Annotated in this window: 13 protein-coding genes, 1 tRNA gene and 1 other RNA gene; 6 read left to right on the top strand and 9 right to left on the bottom strand. The window is 41.7% G+C overall.

What is annotated here, in order from left to right:
• Nucleotides 1–4: 4 nt before the first annotated feature.
• The 7 genes from AB1I63_02215 to AB1I63_02185 all read right to left on the bottom strand — a co-directional run bounded on the left by AB1I63_02215 (nucleotide 5) and on the right by AB1I63_02185 (nucleotide 17,429).
• On the bottom strand, nucleotides 5–769 hold the full coding sequence (locus AB1I63_02215) for a ribonuclease HII (protein ID MEW4353702.1): 765 nt from the start codon (nucleotides 767–769) through the stop codon (nucleotides 5–7).
• Nucleotides 756–1,607, bottom strand: coding sequence for a ribosome biogenesis GTPase YlqF (gene ylqF, locus AB1I63_02210; protein ID MEW4353701.1), 852 nt, complete (start codon nucleotides 1,605–1,607; stop codon nucleotides 756–758). The genes AB1I63_02215 and ylqF overlap by 14 nt, the downstream gene beginning before the upstream one ends.
• Before the next feature lie 735 nt (nucleotides 1,608–2,342).
• Nucleotides 2,343–9,863, bottom strand: a complete 7,521-nt coding sequence (locus AB1I63_02205) for a MucBP domain-containing protein (GenBank protein MEW4353700.1) — start codon at nucleotides 9,861–9,863, stop codon at nucleotides 2,343–2,345.
• Between the two features lie 15 nt (nucleotides 9,864–9,878).
• Nucleotides 9,879–11,327 carry a glycosyltransferase gene (locus AB1I63_02200; GenBank protein MEW4353699.1) on the bottom strand — a complete coding sequence of 483 codons (1,449 nt, stop codon included), beginning with the start codon at nucleotides 11,325–11,327 and terminating at the stop codon, nucleotides 9,879–9,881.
• A 345-nt stretch (nucleotides 11,328–11,672) separates the two neighbouring features.
• Nucleotides 11,673–13,178, bottom strand: a complete 1,506-nt coding sequence (pyk, locus tag AB1I63_02195; GenBank protein MEW4353698.1) for a pyruvate kinase — start codon at nucleotides 13,176–13,178, stop codon at nucleotides 11,673–11,675.
• Nucleotides 13,179–13,232: 54 nt separating this feature from the next.
• Nucleotides 13,233–14,243 (bottom strand): 6-phosphofructokinase, encoded by a 1,011-nt coding sequence (gene pfkA / locus AB1I63_02190; protein ID MEW4353697.1) that lies wholly within the window; start codon nucleotides 14,241–14,243, stop codon nucleotides 13,233–13,235.
• Nucleotides 14,244–14,327: 84 nt separating this feature from the next.
• Complete coding sequence (locus AB1I63_02185) at nucleotides 14,328–17,429, bottom strand: DNA polymerase III subunit alpha (protein MEW4353696.1); 3,102 nt, start codon at nucleotides 17,427–17,429, stop codon at nucleotides 14,328–14,330.
• A 158-nt stretch (nucleotides 17,430–17,587) separates the two neighbouring features.
• Here AB1I63_02185 and AB1I63_02180 point away from each other — a divergent pair, with 158 nt between their 5' ends.
• The 3 genes from AB1I63_02180 to AB1I63_02170 are packed head-to-tail and all read left to right on the top strand — an operon-like array spanning nucleotide 17,588 to nucleotide 19,477.
• Nucleotides 17,588–17,953 carry a GntR family transcriptional regulator gene (locus AB1I63_02180; protein MEW4353695.1) on the top strand — a complete coding sequence of 122 codons (366 nt, stop codon included), beginning with the start codon at nucleotides 17,588–17,590 and terminating at the stop codon, nucleotides 17,951–17,953.
• A gap of 1 nt (nucleotide 17,954) precedes the next feature.
• A complete protein-coding gene (locus AB1I63_02175) occupies nucleotides 17,955–18,650 on the top strand; it encodes an ABC transporter ATP-binding protein (GenBank protein ID MEW4353694.1) in 696 nt (231 codons plus the stop codon).
• A 23-nt stretch (nucleotides 18,651–18,673) separates the two neighbouring features.
• Complete coding sequence (locus AB1I63_02170) at nucleotides 18,674–19,477, top strand: ABC transporter ATP-binding protein (GenBank protein ID MEW4353693.1); 804 nt, start codon at nucleotides 18,674–18,676, stop codon at nucleotides 19,475–19,477.
• A gap of 56 nt (nucleotides 19,478–19,533) precedes the next feature.
• On the opposite strand, the gene AB1I63_02165 is transcribed toward AB1I63_02170, so the two are convergent.
• Nucleotides 19,534–19,621: transfer RNA gene (locus AB1I63_02165), tRNA-Ser, on the bottom strand.
• A gap of 154 nt (nucleotides 19,622–19,775) precedes the next feature.
• On the opposite strand from AB1I63_02165, the gene AB1I63_02160 reads away from it, so the two are divergent.
• Nucleotides 19,776–20,696: a calcium-binding protein gene (locus AB1I63_02160; protein ID MEW4353692.1), complete on the top strand. Its 921-nt coding sequence runs from the start codon at nucleotides 19,776–19,778 to the stop codon at nucleotides 20,694–20,696.
• A gap of 111 nt (nucleotides 20,697–20,807) precedes the next feature.
• Here AB1I63_02160 and ssrA read toward each other — a convergent pair.
• Nucleotides 20,808–21,157, bottom strand: a transfer-messenger RNA (tmRNA) gene (ssrA, locus tag AB1I63_02155).
• A 121-nt stretch (nucleotides 21,158–21,278) separates the two neighbouring features.
• On the opposite strand from ssrA, the gene AB1I63_02150 reads away from it, so the two are divergent.
• Nucleotides 21,279–22,274 carry a YdcF family protein gene (locus AB1I63_02150; protein MEW4353691.1) on the top strand — a complete coding sequence of 332 codons (996 nt, stop codon included), beginning with the start codon at nucleotides 21,279–21,281 and terminating at the stop codon, nucleotides 22,272–22,274.
• Between the two features lie 16 nt (nucleotides 22,275–22,290).
• The gene (locus AB1I63_02145) at nucleotides 22,291–23,397 is read left to right on the top strand and encodes a low temperature requirement protein A (protein MEW4353690.1); all 1,107 of its coding nucleotides are present in this window, start codon (nucleotides 22,291–22,293) and stop codon (nucleotides 23,395–23,397) included.
• Nucleotides 23,398–23,458 lie beyond the last annotated feature (61 nt).

Genomic DNA, 23,458 nt, shown 5'->3' with positions numbered 1-23,458 from the left:
TCTCCTATTCTAGCATGGATTTGATAGGTTCAAAGCTCTTTCTGTGAATCGGTGTGATCCCCTTTGTTCGCAAACCCTCCAAGTGCTTGGCAGTCCCATAGCCTGCATTGTTTGCAAAATCATAACCTTGATACTCCTTATCAAACGCTGCCATCATCTGATCCCGTGTGACCTTGGCGACAATGCTTGCTGCTGCAATAGACAGGCTATTCGCATCGCCTTTGATAATGGAAGTCTGAGGAAGTGCCGTATCCAAGGTCATGGCATCAATCAGCAAGTATTGCGGTGTTTCAGATAAGGACTCTACGGCGTCTAACATGGCGAGTTTTGTCGCCTCATAGATATTGACCTCATCAATCACTTGGCTGTCCTTGATTCCAATACCAACTGCCACAGCTCGCTCCATTACTTCATTATAAATAGCTTGGTGCTTGGCTTTGGGAATTTTCTTGGAGTCGTTTAAATAGCGAATTTTGCAGCCTTTGGGTAGAATAACCGCAGCAGCGACCACTGGACCTGCCAAGGGACCACGCCCGACCTCATCAATTCCTGCAATCAGCTCTAAGCCTTGTTCATACAGGGCTTTTTCATAGGTCAGCATTTGCTCAAGGCGTGCATCTTCTGCTTCTTGGGCTTCAAAATCCTTGATTTTTTTCTGAAGCAAGGTTTGCACTCCTGCTCGTGCGTCCTCAGCTAGCTCTTCTAAGCGAGGGTCATTTTTATCAGTAATGGTCGCTAGTAGCTCCTTGATTTCCTTAATCGTTGCCATCTGCTTCCTCGACTGTATCCAGCGTATAAAGACCTAGCTTGCCGTCTCGCACTTCCTTGACAAATAAGCTATAAAAACGGTCATAATCTTCACGGAAACCGAGCTTTCTGGTCATATCCATGATGATTTCAGGCGCTTCATCTTCCAGATTTATCTGCTTGAAACGCTCTTTCAACGCCTCTGGGTAGTGATGTTTGAAATAATTCAACCCAAAAATCGTCACCTCATCCATGGGCAAGAGATTATCCTTAATCGCACCTGTCAGAGCCAGTTTTAGCGCCACTGCTTCATCTTCAAATTTTGGCCATAAAATCCCTGGGGTATCCAAGATTTCCAAGTCTTTGTTGGATTTGAGCCATTGCTGCCCCTTGGTGACACCTGGTTTGTTGCCCACAACGGCAATTTTCTTGCCTGCCAAGCGGTTCATGAGAGTTGATTTTCCAGCATTTGGAATACCGATAATCATGGTCCGCAGGGTCTCAATGTGAATCCCTCGCTCTCTTTGACGCTCGATTTTCTCCCGCATTAGTTTTTTCGCTGCTTCTGTGACTTTCTTGACCGTGGACTGCTCCTTGGAATTGACCATCAAAGTCGGAATGCCTTTTGACTCAAAATAAGCCCGCCATTCCTTGGTCGCAGCAGGATCTGCCAAATCCGCCTTGTTTAAAATGAGCAATTTGGGCTTGTCCCCCACAATCTTGGTCAACATAGGATTTTGGCTGGACAAAGGTAACCTTGCATCCACCAGAATCGTCACAAAATCAACAAATTTTAGATTTTCCTGCACCTGCCGTCTCGCTTTGGACATGTGCCCTGGAAACCATTGAATCGTAGCCATTATGTATATATCCTTTCCTATCAAGGGATTGAAATCTTTTTATCTTATATGATGGGATAAAAGTCCCTGCTCTCATTCAGTCGTATAAATTTAATAATTTGACACAGCCGTATCTAGCTTGTAAAAGGGTGAACAATCAACATTCGTCAAAATTTAGCGAATTGTTCTTTTTTAGCCCTACTTTCAGCCTCTCACAATTCTTAATGATGAACGCTAGTCAACTTGAAGGTATAATAGCCCCATAGACCATTAATACCTGATACTAAAAGTGAGAAAGCAAAAATTCCAATATCCATTTCTTCGAAATCTTGATTGAGTTCTACTTCCCATCATTATTGTATCAAATTTTCTACTCATTCGTAAGCATCATGAGACGGTATCGTACAGTCAGTGAATACCTTTCAAAAAATAAAGGGTGACCACTGCCACCCCCTCATTTGGATTTTTCATCATTCTATCTTCACTAAATACGATTTCTCAGTCTCATACACCTAAATTCTTACTTTCCAAGTATATCATTTTTTCATATCAAATTCAAGATTGCATAAAACATTTCTTCCATCTCTATTAGCGTTTACAAACTTCATTTTCTCTTTATTCGTAAACCTAAAAAACCAGCATCTTCTTTCGAAGATACTGGTTTTTCATTTCTACTGAAGTCCTACGATGATAGATATTCACGAAATCTATATACACATAGACTTTCAGTACTGATCAAAAGCCATGTTACAACTATTAGTCTTCTTGCTCTGATTTTTTCTTCATAGCTGCAAGAAGCGCTGTTAATCCAAGTGCTGCTGCACCGTAAACCAATCCGCTTTGATCAGCTGCATCACCTGTATTTGGCAAGTTTTCAGCTTTTGCCATATAAACTGGGGCTTCACCCTTCTCTAGTGTTGCTGGAGTTGCATCTCCTTTAGACACAACTGGAGTTGGGGTAACACTTGAGTTATTTGGCTGACCTGGGATAGATTTATCCGGAATGATTGGTTCTTGCGGACGTTGAGGTTCCTCAGAGCCATTTGGATTTGGCATTGGTTGCGGCTCAGGCTGCGGTTTTGGATTCGGTTGCTCTGGCATTTCTGGTGTCGTTGGCGGAGTATCCACCTTCAACTTGTAGACATAGGTCACATCGATATTGCCTTTGACAATCGTTCCTGTTTCCTTATCGCCCTCTTTCACACCGACTAGAACGTAAGTTTCCTTAGCCCATTGAATCTCAGTCGGGATTTCCTTACCGTCTTCGTTGGTGTTGTAGGTAGCACCCACTGGGGCTTTCACGGTATCCATAGTTGGAAGCTTGATGACTTCGCCGTCTTCATTCACATAATGAACGGTAACGCTACCTGCTGGCACATATGGAATCGCGGTTGGATTCTTCGGATCCGTTGGCGTTGGTGGAACATAGCCTCCATTTGGATCTTCTGGCAGTGGATTTGTTGGATCGTTCGGATCAACTGGGATGTAACCTGGAACATCTGGCAAGCGCGGATCATCACTTGGATCTGTCGGAGTCTCATCATACGGCACTTCTGGAATATGCACGTTTGGATTTGGATCTTTCGGATCTGGATTTGATGGATCTTTCGGTACGAATGGCACATAGCTACCTGGTTTCTCACCATCTGGTTGTGGTGGCAATTCACCCTCACCTGATTCTGGTTTCTCAGGAATTTCCGTTGTCGGAGGAGTATCCACCTTCAACTTGTAGACATAGGTCACATCGATATTGCCTTTGACAATCGTTCCTGTTTCCTTATCGCCCTCTTTCACACCGACTAGAACGTAAGTTTCCTTAGCCCATTGAATCTCAGTCGGGATTTCCTTACCGTCTTCGTTGGTGTTGTAGGTAGCACCCACTGGGGCTTTCACGGTATCCATAGTTGGAAGCTTGATGACTTCGCCGTCTTCATTCACATAATGAACGGTAACGCTACCTGCTGGCACATATGGAATCGCGGTTGGATTCTTCGGATCCGTTGGCGTTGGTGGAACATAGCCTCCATTTGGATCTTCTGGCAGTGGATTTGTTGGATCGTTCGGATCAACTGGGATGTAACCTGGAACATCTGGCAAGCGCGGATCATCACTTGGATCTGTCGGAGTCTCATCATACGGCACTTCTGGAATATGCACGTTTGGATTTGGATCTTTCGGATCTGGATTTGATGGATCTTTCGGTACGAATGGCACATAGCTACCTGGTTTCTCACCATCTGGTTGTGGTGGCAATTCACCCTCACCTGATTCTGGTTTCTCAGGAATTTCCGTTGTCGGAGGAGTATCCACTTTCAATTTGTAGACATAGGTCACATCTATATTGCCTTTGACAATGGTTCCTGTTTCCTTATCGCCCTCTTTCACACCGACTAGAACGTAGGTTTCCTTAGCTAGTTTAATCTCAGTTGGGATTTCCTTACCGTCTTCGTTGGTGTTGTAGCTTGCACCAACTGGGGCTTTCACGGTATCCATAGTTGGAAGCTTGATGACTTCGCCGTCTTCATTCACATAGTGAACTGTAACGCTACCTGCTGGCACATATGGAATAGCCGTTGGATTCTTCGGATCCGTTGGCGTTGGTGGAATGTAGCCACCGTTTGGATCTTCTGGCAGTGGAGTCGTTGGATCGCTCGGATCAACTGGGATGTAACCTGGAACATCTGGCAAGCGTGGATCATCACTTGGATCCGTTGGAGTCTCATCATACGGCACTTCTGGAATGTGCACGTTTGGATTTGGATCTTTCGGATCTGGATTTGATGGATCATTTGGCACGAATGGCACGTAGCTGCCTGGTTTTTCACCATCTGGTTGTGGTGGCAATTCACCCTCACCTGATTCTGGTTTCTCAGGAATTTCCGTTGTCGGAGGAGTATCCACCTTCAACTTGTAGACATAAGTAACATCAATATTGCCTTTGACAATCGTTCCTGTTTCCTTATCGCCATCTTTCACACCGACTAGAACGTAAGTTTCCTTAGCTAGTTTAATCTCAGTTGGGATTTCCTTACCGTCTTCGTTGGTGTTGTAGCTTGCACCAACTGGGGCTTTCACGGTGTCCATGGTTGGAAGTTTGATCACTTCGCCTTCTTCATTCACATAGTGAACGGTAACGCTACCTGCTGGTACATATGGAATGGCAGTTGGATTCTTCGGATCCGTTGGCGTTGGTGGAACATAGCCTCCATTTGGATCTTCTGGCAGTGGATTTGTTGGATCGTTCGGATCAACTGGGATGTAGCCCGGAACATCTGGCAATCGTGGATCATCACTTGGATCCTCTGGAGTTTCATCATACGGTACTTCTGGAATGTGCACGTTTGGATTTGGATTTTTCGGATCTGGATTTGACGGGTCATTTGGCACGAATGGCACATAGCTGCCTGGTTTCTCACCATCTGGTTGTGGTGGCAATTCACCCTCACCTGATTCTGGTTGCTCTGGAATTTCCGTTGTCGGAGGAGTATCCACTTTCAACTTGTAGACATAGGTCACATCGATATTGCCTTTGACAATCGTTCCTGTTTCCTTATCGCCATCTTTCACACCGACTAGAACGTAAGTTTCCTTAGCTAGTTTAATCTCAGTTGGGATTTCCTTACCGTCTTCGTTGGTGTTGTAGGTAGCACCAACTGGGGCTTTCACGGTGTCCATGGTTGGAAGTTTGATCACTTCGCCTTCTTCATTCACATAATGAACGGTAACGCTACCTGCTGGCACATATGGAATCGCGGTTGGATTCTTCGGATCCGTTGGCGTTGGTGGAACATAGCCTCCATTTGGATCTTCTGGCAGTGGATTTGTTGGATCGTTCGGATCAACTGGGATGTAACCTGGAACATCTGGCAATCGTGGATCATCACTTGGATCCTCTGGAGTTTCATCATACGGTACTTCTGGAATGTGCATGTTTGGATTTGGATTTTTCGGATCTGGATTCGATGGGTCATTTGGCACGAATGGCACATAGCTGCCTGGTTTCTCACCATCTGGTTGTGGTGGCAATTCACCCTCACCTGATTCTGGTTGCTCTGGAATTTCAGTCGTTGGAGGAGTATCCACCTTCAACTTGTAGACATAAGTGACCATCATTGTCTTACCAGCTACAATCATACCAGTAACAGAGTCCGTTCCCACTAAGTGACCGTCATTGTCAACTGTACCTACTTGATATGTACCTGCAGGAACAAGTTCATAGATTTCTCCAGAATCACTAAGGAGTTTTGTTGGACGATTATCTACTTTTGTATCATAATCACTATCTGCTGGCTGATTCTTTTCATCATAGACAGAAGCCTTGATTTCCTTACCTGTTTCATCTACATATGTGACAAGAACTGAACCTGGTGCTTTTGCGCTCTCAGATTCTGGGACTGGAATCGGTGTAGGTTGCTCTGGTTGTTTTTCACGGTACACATAAATCACATCCGTTACACCTTCAACAACCGATCCAGTTTCACCGCCGATGTGTGCATCCGATGGAACGACATCTACCTCGCCAACCGTATTACTCATTGATACACGAACAAGTTCATAGGTCTTACCGTTGTATGACAATATTTCTTCACGATGAGCTGTGTAAGGACTATCATAGTTGGTCTCCTTCACTACTGGCTCTTCTTGGTCACGGTAAATCGTAGTATCTTTCGTTTTCACCACAACGTCTGTCACTAACTTATTATTTGGTTGGAGTTGTGTTCCTGCTTCATCCACATAATGAACAACAACTGAACCCTTCACTTCCTCATGTTTTTCATTCACAATTCGTGGAAGATACTCATAAGTTACATCTGTGTTGCCTTCAACAACTGTACCTGTGCTATTGTTAGGAACAACAACTAATGCATACTCAACATTATCTTTTGTTAAGATAGCTGGTGCTAGTGGTACCGTATTGTAAGCTACCTCATAGTTCACATCTGTTGATGTGCTAGTGCCATCTGGACGAGTCGTTGTCGTTGTCGACTTCACAACAGTGTTCTTCATGGTTTCAACAGGGTCTTTCAGAACAGTTGTTGTACCACTAATAACATAGTGAACGGTTACTTGTCCTGTCACATCCTGCATACCTACTTTTGGTTTACGGTATTTATAGGTAATGACCGTTAGCCCTTCTTGAAGATCACCTGTTTCAGATTTATCAACTTCAACAAAGTAGTAAGTTCCACCATTTGCATCAATGGTTGGCAATCTCTTAGAACTACTATCATAAGTCGCTCCTGTTGGCGTGGTTACTGTATCATCCGAAAGCACTTGGAACAAGCCATCTTTATCTGCATAGCGTTTAATCGTCCGCGTCTCCGTACTTACGAGACCATCTGTCACAACCGTATCACGATTATGGATTTCCACATCAGTATCCATATCTACATAACGAACAATAACGCTACCTTTGGTTTCTGTCTTAATAACTTCTTCTTGAACTGGTGCATAAAGATAAATAACTTCTTGCTCATTTTCTTTAACAGTACCAGTCACTGGGGCAGAATTTGGCGCAATACCTACTAATTGATAGGTTACACCATCCACTTCTTCCATATCTTTGGCAGTAGTGGTGTACGAAACAGTGTTTCTTTCTGTTTCTTTTGAAGTTGAAGTCGGCGTTTTGATGGTTTTCTCTCTGAAGATAACCGTATCATCAATAACTGATGCTTTAGGCTTAATCAGCGTTCCACCAACGGTACGATAAGAGACAGATACACTACCAACAACTTCTTTTTCCTCTATCTGAGGAACAACCTTGTAGATATAAGTGATGTGCGTTTCACCTACTGGGACTGTATCACTTAATGCTACATTATCTTTCACTTCTTTAAACGTGTACTCAAAGTTTTCAAAGGTAATCGTAGCATCCTTATCCGGCTCTACATCATATTGTTCATTGGTTGGTGTTGTAACAACTTCTTTTTCTCGTTTTGGATAGGTTGTTGTCGTGATATGATTGACCACAACTTCATCATAAACCTTGTCAGCCTTAATGGTCTTCCCATTTTCATCCACATAGTGAACAAAAACTTGACCTTTTTCCTCTGTCTTCGTTACTGTTGGTACTTCATCATAATAGACATCAATCGTACGCACATGACGAGCTCGATCGTACACTCTGTATTCGCTGTTTGGATCATTACGAACTTCTTCTGCACGCTCATCACTCACCGCTTCTACAAATGGGAAGAAACCATAATCAACCGTAAAGCCTGATCCTGGGTAACCACTTGCAGCAAAGAATGGTGGCGCAACAGTTCCCATCGTTTCGGTTGCAGTAATCTCATATCTTACTCTATTAAAACGAATCTTTTCCCACTCATCAAAATAGAGATTTTCTTGTTTCAATTTGTAGATATACTGCTGATCTGTATGCTCAGCACGAATATAACGATATCCTTGCTCAAGAAGCTCTGATGCACCTTTTGTATAGTATTCATCCAGGCGAGTAATTGGTCCTTTTTCCTCTTCACGAATCAAGGTAGATCCATCATCAGATTTATTTCGAATCCAGTGGCGTACTCTAACATTAGGTACCAAGACAGCTGAACGAGCTGCCTGTGCATTCTCTAGATAAGAAGCAAGCTCCCTTTGAATCTGATTGCGAACGTCCGTACGATAAGGAAGATTATTGTTTCCATATAGATGTGTCGGATCATCCATATCACCTGGACGGCGAACAAGATTTAGATCTCTGTATGTAAGAAGAGCTGCTGCAATCCGATCTTTATCTGTCTCTGAACTTGCTCCATAAATCTTCTTATACAACTCAACAAGATAGGCCTTGTTCACATTGAAGTTCGCATCTGAAACAAGTTTTAGCAAGGGATTTTCAGAAATCGAAATGCCACCTTTTTCTGGTTCAGTTGCCCCTTCTGCCTGATTGAACTTCGGAAGACTCAGACCAATCATCTCTGCATTAAAGATGGTAGTGTTAGGATTCGTTGGTAACTCTGATGTCTTAATCTTTTCTTCGTTTAAGACAGAAACTTCACCCGTCTCTGGATCATACTTATAGGTAGTATTAATGGTATACTCACCCTCAGTTCTGGTCTTAGAAGAAATATCGATGGAGTAAAGATTACGATACCAGTATTTAGAAGATATAGGGATATAAGGGGTCGGTTCAGAACTATACTGACCATTTGTCGTTAGATACTTGATATGTGGTTTAAGCGTGATACTACCAATTGTCTCCCAAATATTTGGTTTACTTGGATCGTAGTTTGCTCCTCCCCAAACACCTGTATTTGGAGCCCCATTTGAGAAATTTGGTTTCTCTGCGGAATAGTAGTAACGATATGAAACATCTAATTTCATATCCTTGCCTTTTTCACCATTGTAGAAGTACAATTGGTTATCCATTGAACGATCTTCTGGGAAGTCTGGATTTTCTAAAGGATTCAAAACTTTAGTAAAATACTTATACAGACCAACTGTCAAGTCATTATCCAAACGTTTCCTATGCGCCCAAAAGTCTGTTGTTCCTGGAACACTGGTATAGGCTTTGCCAATAGCACTATTAATTGGGAAAGCAATAGTGTCCGTAAAGGTATTGCTACTTGCATCACGATAGATCAGATCATCCGGACGAATGCTACCGTCTGCTCCTGGAAAAACCCTAAAGTATGTGGTATTTCCAGCATCATCTGTGAAACGAAACTCTACCGCACGCTTTGTGTCCACGGTATTTTTATTCCAATCATTGCTGATAGGTTCCAGGAATTTATTTAGGTCTAATTTTCCTTCTTCACCAAATCCTTGTAGAATAAGAGCATCTTGTGGACCTGTATAATTTTTAACTGTCACTTCTTCATAAGGAATGACTAATTCTTTATAATTATCTGTTTTGGCAGCTTCTGTTGCCTCCACAACATCATTATTGGCATTAGAAGGTGTCTCTGCATTCAACAGAGGATAACGCACCATGTAGTTTGTCGTAGCGGTAACATCCTTACCATCTACCACCTTATCTTCAACAACTGGCTTAGTACCCACTTCAATCGTCACACGGCGATTAGCATTTGGTTCTGATGTATCACCTTGACCATATTCCTGATCCACATTTTCAGTAATCAGATAGTCTTTCACTGCTGCAGTTTCATAGGTATCATGATCATTGGGTATTTCTTTTGTCGTTGTAGTAGAAGCATCACCTGTCTCAGCTGCATAGACAGGTGTCATAACACCCCCTGCCAAAGCAAAACCAATCAGAACCGAGCCAACTCCCACTTTAAACTTACGGATACTATATTTATTCTTTTTTTCCATTATTTTTACCCCGTTTTAGATTGTTTCCAAAAGTTCTTTCCACTTTTGTTTCACATTTTCTTTGCCGTACTCTCTTGCTTTTAATAAGCTATTTCGTCGGTACTCTGCATGATGATCTTCTTTATAGAATTGCACAATCGCATTTGCCATGTTTTCTATCACCTCCTCGTCTGTCTCTCCTTCAACCAATAGACCGTTCTCGTTCCAAGCTTCTTGATTTCCATACGGAACATTCCGAAAGATAAAAGGCAAGCCTTGACTCAATGCTTCAAATATGGATAGACCAAAAGATTCACTTGGCGACGTACTGATATAGGCATCATATTGAGAATAGTATTTTAGGATATTCTCGGTATATCCTTTTAAAGAAATCTTATCCTCAATCCCCAAAGAATCAATCAACTCCTCATAAGGCGAAGGATTGCCACCGCCATAAATATCTAAATGGAGCTGAGGCAGTTCCTGACTGGCCTTGGCTATGGCTGAAATGAGTAAATCCAATCGTTTCTCAATAGCCAGACGACTGACTGTCAATAAACGGTAATCAAGTTCTTCTTTTAGATGATTCGGAGCCTCCTCCAAAAATGTCGGAGGAATAGCCACAATATTCTTATGGATACCTAACCTCTCAAAGTGCTCTTGTAACTGTTCTTTTTGAGCCTGTGTCATCACTCGAAAAACATCCACAAACTGATGATTCGTAAAAGTGTACTGATAATGCGGATTAAACACCAAACGCTCCGGATAAGCATCTCGCATAAAATGCTCGGCATGGATGATTGCAATAACCTTCGCGTCTCCCCTAAAAGGCAAAACATCTGCATCAATAAAGGTCGGACGATCCATAATGATGATATCTGAGCTGGTCAGCTGCAAACGCTCCATAAACTCCTTCATAAATTCGTGCTTAGACTCCCAGCGTTGCTCTCCCATTTCAAAGGATGAATCCCACTCTTTCAAAGTTTCTCGCAACGCACACGAACCGTCTTGATTATAAAATTCGATAGAAGCCAGTTGCCCTTTGTCATCATAAAATTCCGAATGAGATAACTGTTTCGTATAAGAATCTACACGAAGGACACGCCTATTTCTTACTGAGACAGCCTCGCTGACTTTACCTCCCACCAAGTAAAAAACCAGCTCTAAATCATCTCTCTGATAGAGAATCCGCTCTTTTTCACGCTTAACAAGCTCAAATCCTGGATAATAAGGGAGGACTTCTTCTGGTAAAAGGCTAGAAGGATAAAGAGGCAAGTCCGTAAAACTATGAAAGACCGACATGAGATGTTCTCTTGGATAGTTCATCTTATCCGAATAATCCATCAGACTAAACGGTTTCGTCCATCCCGTAAAAACCATACGAAAATCTAAGTTTAACTCTTGTAGAATCTGTAATAATTGCACTTCTGCATACTCTACACCACTAGCTATGGAAGTGAGACGCTCATTAAATATGTATATCATCTATGACTCATCCTATCCATACCACTCATCATGATGTGTAGCTCTTCTTTACTATTTCCATAGGCAGCACCATCCCTTTACTATTTTATTACCTCTATAATATCATACTGATACTAACTTTTCAATTTTTTGTATCTTTATTTCTATAAAAATAAGAATGATAACTCCCCCCTCCATTAAAATTGTTTCGTTTTTCTGAAAAAATGGACATATCTAGTCTTTTTGTAGTCAATAGAAAAATCATCCTATTTCTATTTTCTTAGTTACTCTTGTAATCAAGAATTGTTTAACGGAAATCTAGGTACATAAAAAAAACTAGCGGAAATTCCGCTAGTTTTATATAGATTAACGTACTGTACGGATACGCATTGTATTTGTACGGCTTGCTTCACCAAGAGGCACACCAGCAACGATAACAATGTTATCACCTGATTCAACCAAACCTTGTTCTACTGCGATACGCTCTGCAAGATCAAACATATCATCTGTTGAAGATGGTTTTTCAGTAACCACTGGAATGACACCCCAGTTCAACATCAATGAACGTTGTGTCAATTCATCAAATGTTACTGCCAAGATATCCGCATCTGGACGGTATTTCGAAATCAAGCGAGCTGTGTGACCAGTTTTTGTAATCGTTACAACCAATTTGATATCCATTGAGTTTGTTGCATCTTTAACAGCTGAAGCCATAACCTCAGTCTTAGAGTTACGTTCAAATTCAGCAGTTGACAATCGACCGTATTCGTTCAAAAGAGTTTGAGCGTTTTTGTCGATTGTAGCCATTGTTGTTACAGACTCAAGTGGGTATTTACCATTTGCAGACTCACCAGAAAGCATTGTTGCATCTGTTCCGTCAATAACAGCGTTAAAGACGTCTGATACTTCTGAACGAGTGGCACGTGGTTTTTCAGTCATAGTTTCAAGCATGTTTGTAGCAGTGATAACTACTTTACCTGCTGCATTGACTTTCTTGATGATCATTTTTTGGTAAACTGGAACCATTTCAAATGGTACTTCGATACCCATATCACCACGAGCAATCATGATACCATCTGCTGCTTCGATGATTTCATCCAAGTTGTCAATCCCTTGTTGGTTTTCAATTTTTGCAAATAATTGAACGTGACCATTTCCTGTTTCTTCACAGATTGCACGAACTTCGTTCACGTCTTTTGCTGTACGAACAAATGAAATGGCGATATAATTGATACCTTGTTCCAAACCAAAGCGGATATCTGCGTTATCACGCTCAGCAAGTGCTGGGAAAGGAATTTTTGTATTTGGAATGTTTACACCTTTTTGTTTTGCAATAACGCCGTCGTTTTCAACTGTTACTTCAAATTCACGTTTTGCATCGTCTTTTGCAAAAACACGAAGACCAAGTTTACCGTCATCGACAAGGATTTGTTGACCAACTGCTACATCGTCAAAGATGTCAAGACCACCAGCAACGTTCAAAGCAATCACTTCACGAGTTGATTGGATGCCTTGAGCAGTTGCCACACGGATGTTTTCACCAGTTGTGTAGCTGTATTCTTTTGCATCGCCTTCAAACAACTCTGTACGGATTTCTGGACCTTTTGTATCCAAAAGGAAGCCAACGCGTTGTCCAGCGATTTCTTCAGCGCGTTTTACAGTTGCCATACGAGCACCTTGCTCTTCGTGGTCACCGTGTGAGAAGTTGAAACGGAAAGTGTTTGCTCCAGCTTCGATCAACTTCGCAATGTTTTGTGCAGATGCTTCTACATCAAGTTTTTCACCCCAGTAGCCATCATCTCCAAATTTTTTACCGCCACGGATTTCGACCGCAGGACCCAATGTTGCAACGATTTTTACGCGTTTGTTCATGTTTCTAAAACTCCTTTTATACTATTAAAACTGATACGATAAGTTCTTTTATACTTAGCTTGAAATGCTACGGTTAAGCTCTGCCAATTCAAGATCTGCTTTGTGAGGATTGTTCACAATAATCTTGCCTTCATCTGTCAAGCTAAAGAGTGCCCCTTCCTCAGCTGTTCCCAAAATTGGATTTTCAACCATTTGCTCATTACGGATACCAACGGCAAGACCACCGCGACCTTCTTTAAGCAAGGTTACAGCATGTGCACCCATGCGAGAGGCAAGAACACGGTCACGCGCGGTTGGTGAACCACCACGTTGGATATGTCCAAGGTCAGTCACACGAAGATCACTCACATCTCCTGCTTCTTTGAGCAATTTCGCAAACTCAACTGCTTGCATCACACCTTCTGCAAGAACGATGATGTTGTGTTTCTTACCAAGCTCATAGCCACGACGGATGCTTTCAACGATTTCTTCAATTTTGAAACCTTCTTCAGGAACGATGATTTCATCTGCTCCTGTCGCAATCCCTGCCCAAAGAGCGATATCACCAGCATTGCGCCCCATTACTTCAATGACAAAAGTACGGCGGTGACTAGATGAAGTATCGCGAATCTTATCAATCGCATCCATAGCAGTTGTTACAGCTGTGTCAAAACCAATAGTGAAATCTGTTCCAACGATATCATTATCAATGGTTCCAGGAACACCAACAGCTGGGAATCCATGTTCTGTCAAGCGCATCGCACCGTGGTAAGAACCATCACCACCGATCACGACAACTCCTTCGATTCCATGCTTTTTCAACTGCTCAATTCCTTTAAGCTGACCTTCTAATTGGGCAAACTCAGGATAACGAGCTGAATGAAGGAAAGTACCTCCGCGAGAGATGATATCTCCAACTGAAGAGGCATCTAGGGGGTGGATTTCACCTGCAACCATCCCGGCATAGCCATCATAGATACCAAAAACTTCCATTCCTTCGGAAATTGCTTTACGAACTACTGCACGAATAGCAGCATTCATCCCAGGGGCGTCACCACCACTGGTCAAAACAGCAATACGTTTCATTTCGTTTATGCTCCTTTTTTCTTTTTAACATTCTTAGCTATTATAACACATTCAAAAACAAAATTCTTGCTTTTTCTGTAATTTTTACCGATAAATCGTTTTCATTGTCAATTTTTCTAACATTTGTTGTAATTCCGCTGATTTTTGGACCTTAAACTGAGGTGCAAAAACCGTTTTCTTCTCATTTTCATAGTGAATTACAACTGGGATAGCCCCTCTATACTGATGTAAGAGTTTCGAGATTTCTACATCATGCTCATGATCGAGTAACTGAATCCAAAATCGTTCATTGGTCGCTTCTTCTGCTTCATTAAGGAGCATCTGGAGTCGTCCTTCTCGCTCTTGCACGCGACCTGTCAGGTAGTAGAAACCTTTCTCATGAAGGATGGACTGGTATTGTCGAAATGCTTCTGCAAAAACAGTCACTTCTATCTTTTCCTTACTGTCTGATACCTGCATAAATGCCATGTTCTCCCCTGACTTAGTCCGAATAACCTTGATAGACTGGACCTCCACCAAAATCGTCTCACGAGTATTTTCCATCAAATCAGAAATAGCCGCAAAAGGACGAATAGCGTTCTTAGCTAGCTCTGTCAAGGGATGAGCACTCAGACCAACACCAATGATAAATTGCTCAAACTCGAATTTCTCAGCTAGAGTATAGTCTTCGACTTGTAACCAACTGTAAGTCGTGTCAGCAAATAAAGACCCCAGTTCATCTGCAAAAACAAAAAGATTGGGGAGATTTTCAATGATTTTCCGCCGATTGCTCTCAAAACTATCAAACAAACCCAGCTGAATTAAGGGAGTGAGTAAGGCTGCTTTATGGTACTGCTTAGGTAATCTGAGGATAAAGTCCTCAACGCTCTGAAACGGACGATTCTCAATCACCCAATAAGCAAAATCTCGTGGCAATCCCTTAATATTTTTTAGCCCCAGATAAATCTTTTGCTCTTGAAATTTATCCTTATAAGGAATGGTGTTGATGGTCAAGGGAGCGACTGCAAAGTTGAAATGAAGCGCATCTGATAAATAATCGCTGCTGGAATAATTTAGCATAATATCAAAAAAGACATCTGGGTAATGCGTTTTAAAGTAAGCAAGTTGAAAAGCTAGTGCAGAATAAGCATAGGCGTGACTGCGGTTAAAGCCATAGCCTGCAAACTTCTCCATAATAGCAAAGACTTGGCGTGCTTTTTCCTCTGAATGTCCTAGAGCCATAGCGCCAGTGACAAAGTCCTCTTCCATCTTATGCATTTCTTTGGCGTCTTTTTTCCCCATGGCTCGTCGTAAAATATCGGCTTTGCCAAGTGTAAAACCACCAAAACGCTGAGCAACCTGCATGACCTGCTCTTGATAGAGCATAATGCCATATGTAGGAGCTAGAATATCCGTTAGACTCGGATCAAGTACTTCTACCCTTTCCTGACCGTGCTTGCGTCTGACAAAATTATCAATATAATCACTCGCTCCTGGACGATTTAAACTGGTTGTAGCAACCACTTCCTCAAAGCGTACCGGATGCACGCGCCGCAAAAGATTGATCGCACCAGCCTGCTCAAACTGGAAAATCCCCTTGGTCTCACCACGAGCAAACAAGGCAAGCGTCTCCTTGTCTTCTAAATCAATCTCTTCAATCACAATGTCTTTTCCATATTTCTCAAAGACTGCCTCTTTCATCCGTTGGACAAATGTCAAATTACGCAGTCCTAAAAAGTCCATTTTCAAGAGACCATTGCTTTCTACACCGTGGGCATCGTACTGGGTGATATACATATCTTCCCCGTATTTCAGAGGGATATAGTCGGTAAGTTCATCATCACTCATCACCACACCTGCTGCATGGGTCGACGTCTGACGAGGATTTCCCTCGATTTTCTTTGCAATCGCAAAGGCTTTTTGGTACTCTAGCTTGCTATTAATCAGCTGACGAAAGGACATGTTTCGCTCGTAAGCCGAACTTAACGTATCTTTAAAGCTAATCTTTCGTGTGATATTGGTCAATTCATACTCAGCAACACCAAAACGCTTAAACACATCTCGAATCGCTTGCTTGGCTCCAAAGGTCGAATAAGTCACAATCTGAGCCGCATGCATCGTCCCATATCGATCTCTGACATAGCGAATAAACTCAAGTCGATAGACATCAGGAATATCAATATCAATATCAGGCATGGTATAGCGTTCCAAATTTAAAAAACGCTCAAAAAGAAGATTATTTTTAACAGGATCAATCCCTGTAATCTCAAGCGCATAGGCTACAAGACTTCCAACCGCAGAGCCACGCCCCATCCCCATATAGTAAGACTGACTGCGCCCGAAACGCAACAAATCCCAGACAATCAAGAAATAGTCATCAAAGCCCATCTTATGAATGACAGAAAGTTCTTCTTCTAAACGCTCTTGATAGACGCTATCCACCAAGCCTTTCTTGATTAGACCTGCTTCAGCCCTTTCTCGCAATTCCTCAACAGCTGGTCTTGCTGGATTAAAGCAGGGTAATTTCAAATCCTGATTGATTTCATAAGACACATCTTTGATGAGCTCTTCAAGATTGGTCAAGCTCTCTGGAAAATTCTCCTCAAAAAGAGTGGAGAAATCCTGCGGAGAGAGGAAAAATTCATCCTGTCTTGGCAATTCTGCCTCACGAAGACTCACATTATCGCGAATAGCCCTCAGCATTTGTAAGGTTTCCAAATCTCCTGTATCGAAAAATCGTACAGTAGCTAGGGGCAATGTTTTTCGACGGAAAGTCTGCTGAGGTGTTTTGGGAGTAACACCGATATAGAAGTCCACTCCCAAATCCAAATCATCAATCCCTTCGCCCACAGGAACAATCACCACCACATCCTCCAGTAAATGAGCGATATCCGACCAGTCTTTTTTTCCAGTCATTTTCAAGGTCGAAATCTTCATGAGATGTTGGTAACCACGAGTGGAGAGAGCTAGTAATCGGACATTAAGTGGCGTACCTTCATAGATAACAGTCACATCGAGACCAATCAAAGGTCTAATGCCATTTGCTTGAGCCACTTCTAAGAACTGATAAGCACCATACAGATTATCCTTGTCCATCATTCCCAGATAACGATAGCCCATATCCTTTGCTTTTTCGATATATTTAGGAATGGTGATCAAACTATCCATAAAGGAATAGACCGTCTTTGTATCCAGTTGCACAACCATCTTCCTCTCCTTTTTGTACTTTTCTTCTATTATACTAAAAATTTTGTCTAGCTGCTTGGGAAAAATTTCTACTTTTTCCCACAAAATCCTTGACATCTCTTATGTATTATTGTATTATATAGTTAGTACAAAAGAACAATGACAGAAAGGAGTTCACCATGGCATGGACATTTGATAATAATTTCCCCATTTATTTGCAAATTATGAATCGGATTAAGTTGCAAATTATCTCCAAACAACTAAAAAGCGGAGAAAAATTACCTCCCGTTCGTGAATTGGCAGCAGAAGCTGGGGTCAACCCCAATACGATTCAGCGCGCCTTGTCCGACTTAGAAAAAGAAGGATTTGTCTATTCACAACGGACTTCAGGACGCTTTGTCACAGACAATCACGACCTGATCTTACAATCACGGCAAAAACTTTCACAGGAAGAGTTGAAAAATTTCGTCTCTAAAATGGAAGATTTTGGCTATGACAAATCAGAACTACCCACCGCTTTGGAACAATACTTGAAAGGAGTTTAGGATGGTTACTCTTACATTTGAAAACGTATCAAAACGCTACGGCAATACACTAGCTCTGGAGCATGTCTCCTTTGAAATCGAATCTGGAAAAATCGTGGGACTGCTCGGTCCAAACGGCTCAGGGAAAACAACCTTGATTAAACTAATCAATGGACTTCTCCAACCAAGCGAAGGAAGCATTATCATCAACGGCATGGAACCCTCTCCTAAGACCATGTCTTTGGTTTCCTATCTGCCCGATACGACCTATCTCAATGAAAATATGCGCGTGAAAGACGCTCTTGCTTTTTTCAAAGATTTCTATGAAGATTTTGATATGGAACGTGCTCTTCATCTCTTGGAAGACTTAGAAATTGATACGAACGCTAAATTTAAAAAACTCTCCAAGGGGAACAAGGAAAAAGTCCAGTTGATTTTGGTCATGAGTCGCAAAGCTCAACTCTACGTACTTGATGAACCGATTGGTGGGGTTGATCCTGCAGCACGGGACTATATCCTTCGCACCATCATCAACAACTACTCACCAACAGCTTCCGTTCTCATCTCAACCCATTTGATTTCAGATATTGAGCCTGTACTAGATGATATTATCTTCATTGAAAACGGAAAGATTGTCCGTCAGGGGAATGTCGATGACATTCGTTACGAATCTGGTGAGTCTATCGACCAGCTCTTCCGCAATGAATTTAAGGCCTAGAAAACTAGAAAAGGAGATTAGCTATGTTTTGGAAATTAGTCAAATATGAATTGAAAACAGTGAACAAATGGTACTTAGGACTATATGCTGGTATCATGGCACTATCTGTTGTGATTGGTTTGTGGATTCGTGGTGGTTTAGAAACGGGTGGTTTTTGGTCAGCTCTATTTAGCGAGACTGCTGGCAACACTGTTGAGTATCCGTCGCATTCAACAAACGGCAATATTTTCCTTGAAATCTTTAGTATGGTCACTATCATTGCCTTCTTTAGCTTACTGGTAGCACTTTCTATTTCGACCCTCTTTCTGATTATTCGTCGCTTTAAACGCAGTGTCTATGATCGTGAGGGCTACCTAACCTTGACCCTTCCTGTCAGTAAGCACGAGATTATTCTTTCTAAATTAACAAGTGCTTTTCTCTGGACGATTCTTAGTACCTTGACCTTGATCATCAGTGTCTTATTGATTAGCCTCATCGTCGGAGCTGGTCATATTGATTGGAGTCTATTTAAGATTAACACTATTGACTGGATTGGGATCACACAAGGCTTACTGTACTTTTTCTTCTCAACGATTTCAAGCATTCTCTTGATTTACCTGGCTATTTCCATCGGTCAACTCTTTAATGACAACCGTGTCGCCTTTGGATTTTTAACTTACTTTGCGATTACCATCATCATCTCTATTCTTTCGTTAACCATTAGCACGACTCTAAACATTGGAGAAGATGGATTTCTTAGCTACGCTATCACGCAGGACATTGTCCTCTCACTTCTCTACTATTTTGGCACTTACTATATCTTGAAAAACAAGGTGAATTTACAATAGAAGCAGAAACCATAAACAAAAAGACTTGGAACATGCCAAGTCTTTTCTCATCTTTACGGAAGACATGGGATTCGAACCCACGCACGCTGTTACACGCCTACCGCGTTTCCAACACGGCCTCTTAAGCCTCTTGAGTAATCTTCCATTTCAAACTTTTTCTATTATATCATAGATTGAGGCTCTTGCCAAGACCGTGAGTTATTTTTTAAGAAAATAAGATTTCAGAAAACAATTTCAAGAAAATTTATCATAAAAATATGATAAACTAATAGTAGAATTCTCTATGTTTTGGAGGTTTATGATGAATAAAGGGTACCTATCTCTTCTTAAAAAAATAGGCTTAGGCTTTTTACTCTTTGTCTTGTTCCCATTTGTTGTTTTACTAAGCCCGATTGGTGTTTGGTATTTTTCCAAGAAAAAACCCGATACACTCAAACGAAATATCTCCATCGGTCTTTCAGCCCTAGCCTTATTTAGTATCTATTCTACTGCAACCAATCCTAATAAGTATCTCACATCAACAACACAAGTAGCTGATTCTAGCCTTGTCACCACTTCTCCTTCTTCAGATAAAAATGAAGAAAAGAAAGAGGAAGAAGCTAAAAAAGCTGCCGAAGAAGAAAAAAAGAAAGCAGAGGAAGCAAAAAAGGCTGCTGAAGCTAAGAAGAAAGCGGAAGAAGCTAAAAAAGCCGAAGAGGAAAAAAAGAAGGCAGAGGAGGCTAAAAAAGCCGCTGAAGAGGAAAAAAAGAAGGCAGAGGAGGCTAAAAAAGCCGCTGAAGAGAAAAAACGTGCAGAAGAAGCTGCTAAAAAAGCGGAGGAGGAACGTCTGATTGCCGAGGGAGAGGCAGCCGTCCAAAATCTCGAAGCCAATCAAGTGCCTGAAAATATCCAAGGAACTCAAAGTACTATTGATAAACTACCAGATTCTCCTAAAAAAGCAGACTTGCAACACCGAGTGCAAGCCGTTCAAGGAGCCATCGCACAACGCGAGGAACAAGCACGACAAGAGCAAGAAGCCCAAGTTGCAGCAGAACGTGCTGCCCAACTAGCCGCTCAGCAAGAACAACGCATTGTCTATGTGGCGCGCAACGGCAATTCAAACGCCTATTGGTATAGTTTAGATAACATGCCTTCAAATACACGATTTGATAGAGTTGTTCAAATGTCCGAAGCAGAAGCCATCGCAAATGGAAAACACCCCGCCAAGGGGCATGGATAAGGATACTCACACCAGACTTTGTGAAAACAAGTCTGGTTTTTTTCTGCTGAGTCTGTGATATCTTGATTTCTATAACAAGAAAAAACGCTGATTTCTCAACGTTTTTCGATACAATGGAGCCGGTGGGAGTCGAACCCACGTCCAAACACCTGCTAACATATTCATCTACAACCATAGGTTATGTCTTAATTTAACAAAGCAATGACACATAACTCAAGCCCTTGCTTTGCGAGTCTATATTTCTCTTATCACACGGCTAGACGACGAGCGATCGTAGCTTGCTACAAATAAAGACCGTTCATCAGACACAAGCAATCCGAATCAGGTCACGCCCGCTGGTGTTTAGGCAGCTAAAGCGTAAGAAGTGTTATTTTTTGCAGTTATATTTAACTGGCGTTTTACATCCGCTAGATGAGTTGCAAAACATGCCTCATAATGCCTGTCGAATCCGTAACGACCCCATGAGAGATTCTATTATACCATATTTTATCCAAATAGTAAAATTTCACCTGCTTTCTGAATTTTTTCAGAAGTGATTTTATGATATACTATTTTGTATCTATATATTGAAAGGATACATTTATGATTCTCCATCTCGTCTGGCTGATTCCAGCCTTGGTATTTCTCATCTCATTTCTAATAGAGCCAAGGCGTCTCTTCAATGCCTATCTCTTTTTGATTGTCCTTATCCTCTTTTCTTGTATCATCGCAGGATTCTTTGTTGTCCAGCTTAGTCTTTGGGACAAGCAAACTGCTATTATCATCCTTATCGGTGGTCTTTTGCTCATTCCACTGAGCGTGGTTCTCTCAACCGTCTATCTCCTCTTTAACGGCAAACAAATGATGACCTTTGAGGGGCGCAGACTAGCCAACCTTCTCTCGCTTTTTTACGGCTTAGCCATTCTCATCACTCTTTGTCTTCATTTCTTGAGCGGTTATTCCTTCATTGGAAAAATAACCGAATTACTGGACAACTTGCTCATCTACGGAAGTTTTATCTACCTCTCCTACGTCATCTACGGACTCTTTTACAATCTTTTTCCACTGACCTACCAGCCTGACTATATCATTGTCTTGGGGTCTGGGCTGATAGGGGACAAGGTTCCACCACTCCTTGCCCAGCGCTTAGACAAGGGACTTTCTTACTATGAAAAATTTGGCAAACATCCTACCATTATCGTCTCTGGGGGGCAAGGGAGCGACGAAGCCATCTCTGAAGCTGAAGCCATGTCTCGCTACTTGCTTGCTAAAGGATTACCAAGTGAAAAGCTGCTCCTTGAAAATCAATCTACAACCACCCTTGAAAATCTGACCTTTTCTCAAAATCTCATTGGAGAAGTCTCAGAAAGCGTGCCTCGTTTTCTCGTGGTGACCAATAGTTTTCATTCCTTGCGAGCAGGGATTTACATGCGAAAATTAGGATTGAAAGGTCGTAGCGTAGGTTCTAAAACAGCTCTCTACTACCTGCCAAGTGCTTGGATTCGTGAAACTGTTGGACTCTTTGTCATGTACTGGAAATGGCATGCCGTCATTATCGGACTCAATATTTTCACTTGGATTAGTTCATTCTTTTTCTAATCGTTAAGGAGGATTTATGTCAAACATTATCGCAAAACGCGTATCAAACTACGAATTATTTTACGATTTAGTCTTTGTCTTTACCACATCTAGTCTAACAGGGCTGCTCCATCATGATGGAGTATCTCTGCGTTCTATTCTAGCCTTTATTACTGGAAATATCATCATTTCATCCCTTTGGGTCACTGAAACCTTTTATCTCAACTGTTTCGGTGAGCGAGATGTATTGGACATTTTTACCATTATCGCTTCCATGTTTGTCATTGGACAACTAGGACTCCATGTCAATATGGACTTTAAAACACACGCTCTGCCCTTTAATTTCTTTTTATTCCTGGCTTATCTGATTATCCTCCTTCAGTATCTCCTGAGAGGCAAAAAGATGGGCTTTAGCACGGAAATACGGCAATCCATTTTCTTTACAGCTATCCTCGTTCTTTCTTTTCTAGCAATAACCATCGCCACTTTCTTTAACTTTTGGACCTATGACGAGCGGTCATTGCTTTTCTTTTTGATTCCTTTTGTTCTACCTTTTATCGTTCGCCCTAAAGGATTCTTCAAAAATTACAGCATGATTAATTTTCCTCACGCTGTCGAGCGGGTGCAGTTGATTACCATTATTACCTTTGGTGAGGCAGTCATTGCTATTTTAAAAACCTTCCAAGGCAATCATCTGCTGCTAGGAGCGCTTTTCTTTGTCGGTATGGCTTTTCTATTTATGTACTATATTTCTCATACCCATTTGAATATGAACCATCATCAAGTAGCGGACACTACTCTGCTCTTTTACGCCCATGCTTTTCTCATTCTCGGTCTCAACTTCTTCACTGTTGGACTTGAGATGTTGCCAACTCACCACGGAGCATCTGGCTTTGCCTGTTTCCTTCTAGGAATCATTCTCTTTTATAGCTCACTTCTTGCCCTCACCCCCTACTACGCAGAGGAATTTCTCATTAACAAACGTGAGAAATTGGAGTACGGAGCTTATCTCATTCTAGGAAGCACTTTGCTCTACTTCTTTCGAGAACAACTGCTCTTTCTTAGCATGATTTTTGTTGCTATGGGGTACCTAATGGTGACATTAACATTTCGGCATCGAAAGAAGAAAAATACATCTTCCTAAACATTTCTATACCAAAAAACCAGCATCTTCTACTGAAGATACTGGTTTTTTATTTCATCCT

Origin of the sequence: Streptococcus pneumoniae (assembly GCA_040719455.1) — a bacterium.
Taxonomy (GTDB): domain Bacteria; phylum Bacillota; class Bacilli; order Lactobacillales; family Streptococcaceae; genus Streptococcus; species Streptococcus pneumoniae_G.
Note: the sequence above shows the minus strand (reverse complement) of the source record. Positions and strands in the feature narration are given on the sequence as shown.